This is a genomic window from Pseudosulfitobacter sp. SM2401 (genome assembly GCF_042932805.1).
Classification (GTDB): Bacteria; Pseudomonadota; Alphaproteobacteria; order Rhodobacterales; family Rhodobacteraceae; genus Ascidiaceihabitans.
The window spans coordinates 43,866-55,836 of record NZ_CP170634.1 but is presented as its reverse complement, the minus strand read 5'-3'; the positions used below and the strand labels follow the sequence as shown (position 1 = coordinate 55,836).

The window sequence follows — 11,971 nt, the reverse complement described above, 5'->3', positions numbered from 1 at the left end:
TGTCTGACGTCAGCGCTTATGGGTCCAAATAGGTATATTTGATAAGAGAGAGTTGTTGGCTCATCGTAACCACTGAGGAGTGGGACATGAGACAGACAACTGGAACACGCAAAAGCCCTGGCGAGAAGATCGTCAAAGACATCAAGCGGGCCACGCGCAAGCATTATTCATCCGAAGAGAAGATCAGGATCGTCCTGGACGGTCTGCGTGGAGAAGACAGCATCGCCGAACTGTGCCGCCGTGAAGGCATATCACAGGGCATCTATTACAAATGGTCCAAGGACTTCATGGAGGCTGGCAAACGGCGGCTAGCTGGCGATACGGCACGTGCTGCAAACACAGATGAGGTTAAGGACCTGCGCCGCGAAGCCCGTGATCTGAAGGAAGTGGTGGCTGAACAGACGCTGGAACTGCGTCTTCTCAAAAAAAGCATGTTCGACGGTGGGGGCGACCCCGAATGAGATACCCTGCATCTGAGAAACTAGAGATCATCCGGTTGGTCGAAGAAAGCCACCTGTCAGCCCGCCTGACGCTCGCCAAGCTCGGTATCCCCCGCACCACATTCTACCGTTGGTATGATCGCTACCTCCAGCGTGGTGAGGCTGGGCTGCAGGACCAGTCTCCCAGGCCCAAGCACGTCTGGAACCGCATCCCTGACGACGTGCGTCGCAAGGTGGTCAAACTGGCGTTGAAGGAGACAGAGTTGTCACCGCGAGAACTGGCGGTGACGTTCACAGATACAGAAAGCTACTTTGTATCAGAGGCTTCAACGTATCGGATCTTGAAGGCGCACGATCTGATCACCAGTCCTGCCTTCATTGTGATCAAGGCCGCCAGTGAGTTCAAAGACAAAACGACGGCCATCAATCAGCTGTGGCAGACCGACTTCACCTATCTGAAGATCATCGGTTGGGGCTGGTTCTATCTCAGCACGATCCTGGACGACTACAGCCGTTACATCATCGCGTGGAAGCTTTGCACCAATATGCGGACCCGCGACGTCACTGACACGTTGGATCTGGCTTTAGCAGCGTCGGGATGTGACCAAGTTCATGTCGTCCACAAGCCGCGACTGCTCAGCGACAACGGCTCCAGCTACGTCTCGGGGGAACTGGCCGAATGGTTGCAGAATAAAGGTATGAAGCACTCGCGCGGTGCGCCGTATCATCCGCAAACCCAGGGCAAGATCGAGCGTTGGCATCAGACTTTGAAGAACCGCATCTTGCTGGAAAACTACTTCCTACCCGGTGATCTCGAAGCCCAGATTGAAGCCTTCGTCGATCACTACAATCATCGGCGCTTCCACGAGAGCCTGAGCAACGTCACACCGTCTGATGTCTACTTCGGACGGTACAAAGCCATTCTACAGCAACGAGAAAGGATCAAACATAAGACGCTCGAAACGCGACGCTTGCATCACAGACAACGCGCCGCATAATCAAACCAACCAGATGAGCCAAACTCTGTCTTAGCTTAAGCTGCCATTGGTTCCAAAAACCCTGACGACGGACACATTCGAACATCGTCAGTCGTTACAAAATCCAAGCCTGAAAGGTCAATATATCCGCCTGCAACGAACACCACGTTACTGTTGGCAACGGCGTCAGAGTCTTCTCCGATCGTAGAACTTACAAAAGCTCGGTTTTGCTCAGTGCCAGTGGTAGTTATATTTTCGCTGGCTCGTACAGTCACACCACCATCCGATGCAAATGTACCTGAAGCCGTGGTCACACCAGACACAGACGATTGCCCTAGCGCCACGCTGCCGGCATTGGCAATGAGAACAACGCCACTTTCATTCGAGCGGATTTCGGTCCTGGCATCTTCGGCTGATGCCAGATCCACCGAGGCGGCTGAAACGATGACCGAACCTTTTGCAGTCACACGCGTATCTGCCATCTCAAGATGGCCCGTTGACGTTAATCGGAAACCTCCAGCAGCGGCCATGTGATCGCCAGCAATCCGCACTCCAGCCCCTGTATCGGTCACAGTCAAACTGATGCGGCCCGCTGAAATTGACCCCGTATTGGCAATGTCCACAATCAGATTTCCGTTGGCATCACCGGTACCTGCAGTTGCCAATGCCCATGGCAAAGCATTTGCCCCATCAACGCCCAAACCTCCTCGGTCCCGATCTATCGTTGTGACTGAGGATCCGGTGATGACGTTAACATGTGATTGGTCACTCGGAAGATCATAACTAATCCCCCCCAGCAAACGCAGGCTTTTCGAAATGAGCGCCAACTCATCCATTGTGCCCGACAATCCATCTTGTCCAACGACAATGCGCCCTGTGTTGACTGTCGACGTGACGACACCAGAAGTGTCGACATTCACTGTACCGGTTGTCAGCGCCAAGTTCCCTGTGTTCTGGAAACGACCACCGTTCACTGCAATTCCATTTGGATTGGCAATAATCACATCGGCCCTTGCGCCAATGACGGTCAGCGGACCATTTATAAGTGTCTTATTTGTTGACGTAACCTCGTTTAAAATGGTGCTGGCAGCCACTGCACTGTTGTCCAAATTCACGCCTGCGCTTTGAACCGAGAAGTTTGTAAAAGTGTTGTGGCTGATGGATGCGGAATTCGCAGGAGCAAGACCAACGGTAATCAACCCGTCAGATGACACCGTCACGCTCGTATTTGTTCCGCCATCAGTGACGACACTTTGAGCAACAGAATACTGCGATGATAAGGTAAAAAGGCAGAGCGTGAAGATGCCCAGAAGGGATACCCCAGTTTGGAATGACAGACCCAAGCGGGATTTTTTTTCACAATACATCTGGCTTGATACCTACAAATTCGCTATTCCACGCCAGACTTAATTCAATCAATGCGGGTTACCAACATGTGGAAAACAACCAAATCTGCATTTGTGGCTTGGATGACACTCGCAAGCGCCCTGCCCTTACACGCGCAAGATATTGAAGACACACAAACCTTCAGTGACTGGCGCGTTACATGTGAGGGCGATCAAGGCTGCCGTATGTCTCAAGCGATCGTTCAGGCCTCAACAAATCGGTTGATTTTGGAATTCAAAATCTACGGATCAGATGACCCGACGGCCCTCATCACATTCCCACTAGGCATATTACTCAGCACTGGTTGGCAATACAAAATCGATAATCAAAAGGGTGCCGTCTTACCGTTTGAGATATGTAATGTTGATGGATGTTTTGCGGGAGTGAAACTCTCAAACTCGCTTATCAAGTCAATGAAGCGAGGGAACAAAATGAGCATTCGCTTTTTTGACGCCGCCCAATCAGAAGTGAACCCCGTTGTTTCGTTGGCCGGGTTCACAAAAGCCTATGAGGCGATCCAGTGAAGTCTTTACTTTCATCTGTCGTCGCATTTTGCATGGCAGCAAACGTTGGCCATACTGAAGATAAACTGGCACCGCTTGCGGGGCAAATCTGGGGGGTTTCAGAGGAGCAATTTGTTTCCTTTGAAACCATGCGGGCATCTCTTTTAGAAGCACAGTACATTCTGCTGGGCGAGCGGCACGGGCGCAACGCTCACCAAAGGCGTCAGGCATTTGTTCTGATGGCACTTGCTGAAGCCGGTAAATATCCGACTGTCGCCTTTGAAATGCTCGACTACACGCAAACGGCAACGGTCAAAAGCTACCGGGCAAAGGCCCCGGAATATGCGCTGGAATTGGGTATCGACCTGAACTGGGCCGATACTAACTGGCCGTCGTGGAGCTTTTATGCCCCCATGTTTGACGCCGCATTTGCTACTAAAGCAAATATCGTAGGCGCGGATTTAACCGATCCCGAACAAAAGCAGGCGCTGGCGGGCTTAAGTGATATCAAGCAAACCACCCCAAACCAATCAACCTTAGACTACTACACAAATCATATGAAAAAGGCCCATTGTGATCTGATTACAGAGGAACGCGCCAACAATCTGGCAAATCTGCAATTGGCGCGAGACGTGCATATGACCCGCTCTATGATTGAACGCGCTGACAAACAACACGGCACCATCCTGATGGTTGGCTCCGCGCATGTGCGCAAATCTGTAGGCATTCCCCGACATTTCCCGAACCAAGACGCCGTCGTGGTCACAATGGTTGAAACCGACGCCCAAGTCGGAGATTTCCTCACCCCATTTCAAGACAGCGTAGCTGCGCCACTCTCGGATTTTGATTACATTTGGTTCACGCCAAAGCTCGAGAAAACCTCGTTATGTAATCGCTTAAAACCTATCCAACCGAAGGACCCATGATGAAATCTCGACACATTGCCACTGTAGCATTGGTCGCGTTTGGCTTGACCGGCTGCATTGAATCTGAAGAAGAAATTACGGCCCGAAAGGCCCAATTTGATGGCAGGCTACTTTCCGCAGTGGTGAGCAAAATTGGCGCGCCTCAATCCCAGTCTAACACCCAAGCCGTTTGGGACTATAAAAACACCTCAACAACACGTGTTCCGATCCAGAGTCTCGAGAATGGTGTTTTTGTTACCAAGGGGTATCGCACACAAACCACGATATTGACGTGCAACTATGTCGCCACGCTCGAAAATGGTCGTGTGATCAACAGCCGATACACAGGCAATAGCTGTCGACGCTACGCACCTGATCTTGGGTAGATAAGATCTCGGTATCCAGTTTTGAATATGCGCGGCGCAGCAGGTTCCTAACCAAACGCCTGTACGAACTGAGGCAGACTTTACTCGCCTAAAAGGCCATTCTTTCCCAGTGTTCAGAAATGCAAGTTCGTTGCGTATAGATAAGATCAAGACAGTTTGAGCACATACGACGAACTTCGGCTTACAATTCATCGGGTCAAATTTCACATATGCGACATTATAGATCCTCCAGATCACCGCAGAAATTATGCGTTCATACAATTCACAATTGACAAAATGCGCCACCCCAATATCATTAGCATACTAATGATAGTCAGGGGCACACGTGAGCTATAACAGTCCGACCGATTTAGCCTCTGCTTTGACATTGGCAGCAAAGGCGCACCAAACGGTGATCGCCGGCGGCACGGATGTGTACCCCGCCAGCCGTCAAGGGCGTCCGCCACAAAACCTGTTAGACGTGACGCGCATTCCCGACCTGACCAGCATCGCCCATTTAGACGATCACATCCGTATCGGTGCTGCCGTCAATTGGACGCAGATCATCAACGCAAATCTGCCTGCAGCTTTTGATGCGCTGAAACAGGCCGCGCGCGAAGTCGGCAGCGTGCAAATCCAAAACTCTGGCACGATTGGTGGCAACCTTTGCAACGCATCGCCAGCCGCTGATGGGGTGCCGCCGCTTTTAACGCTGGATGCGTCACTCGAAGTGAGCAGCCTTGCACGCGGGCCACGGATCATGCCGCTCGGTGACTTTATCACAGGACCACGTTCAACCGAGCTGCAAGCCGACGAATTGGTCACAGCCGTGCTGGTCACGAACCCGGATGCGAATGCGAAATCCGCTTTTGAAAAGCTAGGCAGCCGCAGATATCTGGTGATCTCGATCACGATGACCGCCGCTCAAATCACATGCGATGACGCAGGCAAAATTGCACAGGCCCGTGTCGCGGTTGGTGCCTGTTCGGCAGTGGCGCAACGCCTCCCCGATCTTGAGGCCAGTTTAATTGGCAAAACCCCACAAGACGTGCACGTTGCGCGGCACCATCTGGCCCCCTTGTCCCCGATCGATGATGTTCGTGGTAGCGGTGAATTCCGTCTGGATGTTGTGGCCGAACAATGCGTACGCGCGATCAAACGGGCGGCATTGGCATGACACAGACAACCGAATTCAACCTTGATGGCCGTGCAATCAGCGTGACCCCAAATGTTGGCGAACGCCTGTCAGAAACGCTGCGCGAACGCCTGGGCGCGCGCGACGTCAAGATCGGTTGTAACGCCGGTGATTGCGGCGCCTGCACGGTTTTGATTGACGGCGCGCCGGTTTGCGCCTGCCTGACCCCGTCCCAGCAGGTCGCTGGCAAGACTGTCGAAACCCTGCGCGGATTGCACGGTGATGACCCGATCGCGGCGCAGCTTGCCGAGCGTTTTCAAGACCATGGGGCGGCGCAATGCGGAATTTGCACGCCGGGAATGATGGTCGCAGCCGTCGCGTTGTTGCGCACAACGCCGCATCCAAACGAGGACCAAGTCAAAGACGCATTGGGTGGTGTTTTATGCCGCTGCACGGGTTATCGCAAAATCATCGACGCGGTGATGGGCAAGGCCGCCTTTGCGCGGGACACGACCGGACTGGTCGGGGATTCCATCCGCCGGTTGGACGGTTCAGGCAAAACCGCAGGCACCGAGGCATTTGGCGATGACGTGGCACCAGCTGGCACGCTTGAGCTGTTGATCATCCGCTCCCCCTACCCGCGTGCACGATTTGAACTGGGCAATTTGGCGGCATTTGTACATGCGAACGAGGGCCTCGTCGCCACACTGACGGCGTCGGATATCCAAGGACAAAACGCGTTTGGGGTCATCCCCGCCTTTGTCGACCAACCTGTATTTGCCGAAACCGAAACCCGTTTTCGAGGCGAAGCAGTGGCGGCAGTGATCGGCACATCCGACGCACTACGGCTTTTGTCACCAGATAATTTCCCCGTTTCATGGACCGAGCTGGACGCGGTCCAAGACGTGCACGCAGCCCTGCACACCGCCCAAGCGCCGCTTCACGACGGGCGCGCGCAGAACGTCATGTGCGGCGGATTTGTTGCCTGCGGTGACGCGGCCAAAACCGTGGACAACGCGGAAATATCTGTCACAGGGCACTACAAAAGCGGCTTTGTCGAACACGCCTACATCGAACCCGAAGCCGGCTTTGCGCAAATGGTAAACGGGCGCGTTGAAATTCATGCATGCACCCAAGCGCCAGTGATGGATCTTGAGGCGCTCGAAGTCATCTTGGGTTTGGAACGATCACAAATCAGGATCATTCCAACCGGTGTTGGCGGTGGTTTTGGATCAAAGCTGGACATCAGTGTGCAGCCCTATCTGGCCCTTGCAACGCTGAAAACCGGCAAGCCCGTGCGTCTAACCTACAGCCGCACGGAATCGATGCAGAGCACGACAAAACGGCACCCCTCTGACATCACGCTGCGGATTGGGGCGGACAAATCCGGCAAGATCACCGGCTTTGATTTCCTCGGGCTTTTCGACACAGGTGCTTACGCCAGCTGGGGTCCAACCGTCGCCAATCGCGTGCCTGTGCATGCCTCTGGCCCCTATCAGATCGCCGACTATCGTGCTGAATCCAAAGGAATTCACACCAACAACCCGCCTGCGGGCGCGTTTCGCGGGTTTGGCGTACCACAGTCTGCAATCGCACAAGAAAGCCTGTTCGACAGCTTGGCGGAAAAACTGGGCATGGACGCCTTGGAATTCCGCATTCTCAACGCGCTCGAAAACGGCGCGCCCACTGTCTGCGGGCAAGTGTTTAACCAAGGCGTCGGCATCAAAGCCTGCCTCAAAGCGTTACGTGCGCCATGGACCGCCGAAAACCGCGCCGCCCAAGATTTCAACGCGCAGAGCGCCACCGTCAAACGCGGGGTCGGCATCGCGGCGGGCTGGTACGGCTGTGGCAACACGTCACTGCCAAATCCGTCGACCATCAAATCGGGCATCCGCGCAGACGGCACAGTTGTGCTACACCAGGGCGCGATGGACATCGGCCAAGGCGCCAACACCGTCATCGCGCAAATCTTTGCCACAGCCCTTGGCGTGCCCGTTTCGCAGATCGAACTGATCGGCCCCGACACCGACGTGACACCGGATGCGGGCAAAACATCAGCCTCGCGCCAGACCTACGTTTCAGGCAATGCCGCACGGTTGTCCGGCGAGGCGTTGCGCGCGCTGATCCTGTCCAAAATGAACGCAGGCCCCGACACAACGCTGACCATTGGCGAAGGGTGCATCAAAGCTGACGAGCAATCCTTTGATCTGTTGACCCTAACCCCCGATTCAGAAGGCTACGTTCTGCGCGCAATTGAAACCTATGATCCGCCGACCAAACCGCTGGATGAAAATGGCCAAGGCGAACCCTACGCGCAATTCGGATATGCAGCCCACCTTGTTATCGTGGATGTCGACACGGCCTATGGCACTGTCAAACCTGTCAAATTTGTCGCGGCCCACGACGTCGGTCAGGCGATCAATCCGATGTTGGTCGAAGGCCAGGTCGAGGGCGGCATTGCCCAAGGGCTGGGCATGGCGCTGATGGAAGAATACATTCCCGGACGCACCGAAAACCTGCACGACTACCTGATCCCCACAATCGGGGACATGCCGCCGGTGCAAACGATCATCATCGAAGAACCGGATGCGCACGGGCCCTACGGGGCCAAGGGCTTGGGCGAACACGTGTTAATACCGACCGCACCCGCCATCCTGAACGCGATCTACAACGCCACTGGCGCGCGGATCACAACCGTGCCTGCGACACCGGATCGTGTGCGCGCAGCCATCAAAGGTTTGAGCAATGAATGATCGTGTAAAACCTGAAAAAATCCGCTGCGACGCCTGCCCTGTGATGTGCTTTATCGCGGATGGCAAGATCGGAGCTTGTGATCGTTACGCAAATCATGGCGGCGATTTGGTGCGGCTAGACCCGTTGACGATTTTGCATGGCACTGATCAAAAACTGGTGCCGTTTTTGCCCGACGACGACCTTGAATGGAACGGCGACATCGTCAAAGGCGAACGTACATTTGTGACAGCAGTCGGCGCGGGCACGACCTATCCCGACTACAAACCGGCCCCGTTTATCGTCAGCCAAGAGATCGACGGCGTCGACATGGTGACCGTCGTGACCGAAGGGATATTTTCGTACTGCGGCGTTAAAATCAAGATCGACACGGACCGTCACATTGGCAACGAACGCGATATTGTACGGGTAGACGGCGAACCGGTCGGGCATGTGATGACAACCGAATACGGATCAAAAATGCTGTCATTGGGTGGGGTTGATCACCTGACAGGCGGGTCCAAAAAAGAAGGGCGCGTGACCTGCGATGCCTTGCTGCGGCTGTGCAACGTGCAAGCTGTTGAACTGGTGATTGGCGAAGATGACCACGCTGTCAGCGTTACGGTCCAAGCCGGCCAAGCGCCGATCATTGACGGTGCGCCGGAAAAATTGATGCGCGTTGGGTGTGGGTCCGCAACCATCGGAATGTTCGCCAAACAATGGCGCGATCACGTCGATGACGTTGTGGTTGTGGATGACCACATCACCGGTGTTTTGTCAGAACATCAAGCGGGCAAAATGCTTGATATCCCGCCAACAGGGATCAAGATCAAAGGACGCCGTTCGACGCCCGGCCGCTATTTCCAAGTCGCCGAACCCGGCACCGGCTGGGGCGGCACGGACATCCAGGACCCGCTGTCGATCCTTGGCCCCTACAACCCCAAAGTCGCGTGGGCTGGCCAACGTCTGCTGATGGTTTCGACCACGGGCGAGCAGTTTGCCTACTACGAACTGGACGCTGATCTGGTGCCGCAACGTGCTGAAATGCCGCCCGCTGTCCTCGCCTCGGCCGAGCGGATCGCGGAAAACTGCGAACCTTCAATTTGCTCGGTTCTGTTCATGGGTGGTGCCGGTGGCAGCCTGCGATCCGGCGTGACAGAGAATCCCGTGCGCCTGACCCGCTCGGTCAAAGATGCGTTGACTCACGTGTCGTGTGGCGGTGCGCAGACCTACGTTTGGCCCGGCGGCGGCATCACCGTGATGGTCGATGTGTTGGACATGCCCGCGATGTCGTTCGGCTACGTGCCGACCCCTGCTTTGGTGGCACCCGTCGAATTTTCAATGCGGCTAAGCGACTATGCGGCCTTGGGCGGGCACATGGACGAGGTGCGCAAGGTGGCGGACATATCTGGCCCGTCTCGCAAGATCCCGCAGGCCAGCAAGGGCCACGATCCGATGGCCCCCGCCAACTATCGCTGGTCGGACAAGACCCCCTGATGGGCGCACAAGCACATATTTTGCCCTGTGGCACGCGCCTGCATTTGCAGCACGGACCTATCGATCTAATCATCGGTGCGGACGGGGATCGCACTGCGGCTTTTCGCGCAGCACGGACCCGTTTCGAAACCGTGCTACAAGAATTGATGAAAGAAATTTCAGATCTGCGCCGCCCCTTAACCCGCGACAGAGCCCACCCTCAGGGTCAGATCGCCAAACGCATGGATGCCGCCGCACGCCCGTTTGCGCAGGACCGGTTTGTGACGTGCATGGCGGCTGTTGCTGGCGGTGTGGCTGATACGATCCTAACAGCGATGACCGCACACGCCGAACTGTCGCGCGCCTATGTCAACAACGGCGGCGACATCGCGATCCACCTTGGGGCGGGTCAACATTTTACCACCGCGATGACCGGGCATGACGGCTCGGCACTGGGGCGCATCACGATCAAAGACACCGACACCGTTCGTGGCATCGCAACCAGCGGGCGGCATGGGCGCAGTCATTCCTTGGGCATCGCCGACAGCGTGACGGTTCTGGCCAAATCAGCCGCCACCGCAGACGTCGCAGCAACCTTGATCGCGAACGCCGTCGATCTGCCAAAGCACCCGAACGTAACCAGAATGCCGGCTTGTGATATCGACGAGACCTCAGATCTAGGCGACCGTTTGGTCGTGACCAACTGCGAACGCCTTGCGCAAGACGATCAGAATTCTGCCCTTGCGGCGGGGCTCAAAACCGCAGAGAATTTTCGCGCCAAACACCTGATTTGTGGTGCTGCATTGTTCCTGCAAGGGGCCAACGTCGCCACACGCACTTCCCAGCTCTTTCGCCTTCAAAGGACCCCAGAACATGCCTGACGTCAAACTACGCAAACTGCTGACCTCGGTCGAAGAGGTCTATCACGAAGGCGGGCCACGCGCGGACATTCCGCAACGCCGCGCCGCCGTTCTGGCCATCATCGAAAACCCGTTTGCCGGTCGCTATGAACCCGAAATCCAAGGGTTCATGGAAGACCTCAAACCGCTTGGCCTGTCCATGGCGCAAAAACTGTTGGACCTGTTGGGCGGTACTGATGCCATCGAAGGCTACGGCAAAGGCGCGATGATCGGTGCCGCAGGTGAACTGGAACACGGTGCACTTTGGCATGCCCCAGGTGGGTATGCGATGCGCGAACTGTTGGGCGATGCAAACGCGATTGTGCCGTCCTCGAAAAAGGTCGTGGGTGTCGGCGGACGCTTGGACATTCCGATCACGCACATCAACGCATCCTACGTGCGCAGCCACTTTGACTCGATGGAAGTCGGGGCCAACGACGCCCCGCGCGCAAGTGAACTCGCGCTGGCACTGGTCATGAGCACAGGTGCGCGCATCCACAATCGCGCAGGCGGATTGGCCGCCGCAGACATCACTGGAAAGGATGGCCTCAGATGATCGCCAACATCCGCAAAATTGCTGTAAACATCGAGGAAACGCACCGCGAAATCGGGCGCGACATTTCACCCGCGACCCGCAAGGCTGTGGCCGTCGCGGTGATCGAAAACCCGTTCGCCGGCGTCTACCAAGAAGACCTTTCGCAGCTGATGGACATCGGTGCAGAACTGGGCGCGCTGCTGGGCGAAAAATGTGTCAGCGCGCTGGGGATCACCCCGGAGCAAGTGGAAAGCTACGGCAAATCCGCAATGGTCGGCGAAAACGGCGAGCTGGAACATGCCGCCGCAATCCTCCACCCAAAACTCGGAGCGCCTTTGCGTGTTGCTGTGGAAAAAGGGGCGGCTTTGGTCCCGTCCTCGAAAAAGATGGGATCACCGGGGCAAGTGTTAGATGTGCCGCTTGGACACAAGGATGCCGCCTACGTGCGCAGCCATTTCGACGGTATCGAAGTCAGCCTGAATGACGCACCGCGCGCCAACGAAATCATGGTTGCGGTGGCAGTCACCGATAGCGGCCGTCCCTTGCCGCGCGTCGGCGGATTAGAGCACGAAGACGCCCAAGGCAAAGACGGTTTACGGTAAGAAAACCGGCCATTAACG

Annotated in this window: 11 protein-coding genes; 10 read left to right on the top strand and 1 reads right to left on the bottom strand. The window is 55.8% G+C overall.

Translation table 11 applies throughout. From position 1 onward, the window contains the following. Positions 1–86 precede the first annotated feature (86 nt). Positions 87–1,438, top strand: a protein-coding gene (locus ACFIO0_RS21070) for an IS3 family transposase (protein ID WP_390910864.1) whose coding sequence is annotated in 2 segments (ribosomal slippage) — positions 87–423 and positions 423–1,438 — 1,353 coding nt in all. Because the reading frame shifts where the segments join, the coding sequence is not laid out codon by codon here. Between the two features lie 35 nt (positions 1,439–1,473). Here the strand turns inward: ACFIO0_RS21070 and ACFIO0_RS21065 are convergent. Next, positions 1,474–2,760, bottom strand: coding sequence for a filamentous hemagglutinin N-terminal domain-containing protein (locus ACFIO0_RS21065; protein WP_390915410.1), 1,287 nt, complete (start codon positions 2,758–2,760; stop codon positions 1,474–1,476). Positions 2,761–2,850: 90 nt separating this feature from the next. Here ACFIO0_RS21065 and ACFIO0_RS21060 point away from each other — a divergent pair, with 90 nt between their 5' ends. From ACFIO0_RS21060 to ACFIO0_RS21020, 9 genes are all read left to right on the top strand, one after another. Continuing rightward, on the top strand, positions 2,851–3,327 hold the full coding sequence (locus ACFIO0_RS21060) for an invasion associated locus B family protein (protein ID WP_390915409.1): 477 nt from the start codon (positions 2,851–2,853) through the stop codon (positions 3,325–3,327). Further along, the gene (locus tag ACFIO0_RS21055; RefSeq protein ID WP_390915408.1) at positions 3,324–4,232 is read left to right on the top strand and encodes a ChaN family lipoprotein; all 909 of its coding nucleotides are present in this window, start codon (positions 3,324–3,326) and stop codon (positions 4,230–4,232) included. Before ACFIO0_RS21060 ends, ACFIO0_RS21055 begins: the two co-directional genes overlap by 4 nt. After that, the gene (locus ACFIO0_RS21050) at positions 4,229–4,597 is read left to right on the top strand and encodes a hypothetical protein (protein WP_390915407.1); all 369 of its coding nucleotides are present in this window, start codon (positions 4,229–4,231) and stop codon (positions 4,595–4,597) included. Before ACFIO0_RS21055 ends, ACFIO0_RS21050 begins: the two co-directional genes overlap by 4 nt. A 325-nt stretch (positions 4,598–4,922) precedes the next feature. Next, positions 4,923–5,753 (top strand): FAD binding domain-containing protein, encoded by an 831-nt coding sequence (locus ACFIO0_RS21045; RefSeq protein WP_390915406.1) that lies wholly within the window; start codon positions 4,923–4,925, stop codon positions 5,751–5,753. Next, a complete protein-coding gene (locus tag ACFIO0_RS21040; protein ID WP_390915405.1) occupies positions 5,750–8,464 on the top strand; it encodes a molybdopterin cofactor-binding domain-containing protein in 2,715 nt (904 codons plus the stop codon). Before ACFIO0_RS21045 ends, ACFIO0_RS21040 begins: the two co-directional genes overlap by 4 nt. Then, the gene (locus ACFIO0_RS21035) at positions 8,457–9,938 is read left to right on the top strand and encodes a 6-hydroxynicotinate reductase (RefSeq protein WP_390915404.1); all 1,482 of its coding nucleotides are present in this window, start codon (positions 8,457–8,459) and stop codon (positions 9,936–9,938) included. Before ACFIO0_RS21040 ends, ACFIO0_RS21035 begins: the two co-directional genes overlap by 8 nt. Then, complete coding sequence (locus tag ACFIO0_RS21030) at positions 9,938–10,798, top strand: UPF0280 family protein (protein WP_390915403.1); 861 nt, start codon at positions 9,938–9,940, stop codon at positions 10,796–10,798. The genes ACFIO0_RS21035 and ACFIO0_RS21030 overlap by 1 nt, the downstream gene beginning before the upstream one ends. Continuing rightward, positions 10,791–11,372 carry an amino acid synthesis family protein gene (locus ACFIO0_RS21025; protein ID WP_390915402.1) on the top strand — a complete coding sequence of 194 codons (582 nt, stop codon included), beginning with the start codon at positions 10,791–10,793 and terminating at the stop codon, positions 11,370–11,372. Before ACFIO0_RS21030 ends, ACFIO0_RS21025 begins: the two co-directional genes overlap by 8 nt. Further along, positions 11,369–11,953 (top strand): amino acid synthesis family protein, encoded by a 585-nt coding sequence (locus tag ACFIO0_RS21020; RefSeq protein ID WP_390915401.1) that lies wholly within the window; start codon positions 11,369–11,371, stop codon positions 11,951–11,953. Before ACFIO0_RS21025 ends, ACFIO0_RS21020 begins: the two co-directional genes overlap by 4 nt. The last annotated feature ends 18 nt before the right edge of the window (positions 11,954–11,971 follow it).

Bases quoted from the DNA above. Each gene is read 5' to 3' on its own strand.
- ACFIO0_RS21040 (WP_390915405.1), top strand. From the start codon at position 5,750: ATGACACAGACAACCGAATTCAACCTTGATGGCCGTGCAATCAGCGTG.
- ACFIO0_RS21050 (WP_390915407.1), top strand. From the start codon at position 4,229: ATGATGAAATCTCGACACATTGCCACTGTAGCATTGGTCGCGTTTGGC.
- ACFIO0_RS21020 (WP_390915401.1), top strand. From the start codon at position 11,369: ATGATCGCCAACATCCGCAAAATTGCTGTAAACATCGAGGAAACGCAC.
- ACFIO0_RS21060 (WP_390915409.1), top strand. From the start codon at position 2,851: ATGTGGAAAACAACCAAATCTGCATTTGTGGCTTGGATGACACTCGCA.
- ACFIO0_RS21035 (WP_390915404.1), top strand. From the start codon at position 8,457: ATGAATGATCGTGTAAAACCTGAAAAAATCCGCTGCGACGCCTGCCCT.
- ACFIO0_RS21025 (WP_390915402.1), top strand. From the start codon at position 10,791: ATGCCTGACGTCAAACTACGCAAACTGCTGACCTCGGTCGAAGAGGTC.
- ACFIO0_RS21030 (WP_390915403.1), top strand. From the start codon at position 9,938: ATGGGCGCACAAGCACATATTTTGCCCTGTGGCACGCGCCTGCATTTG.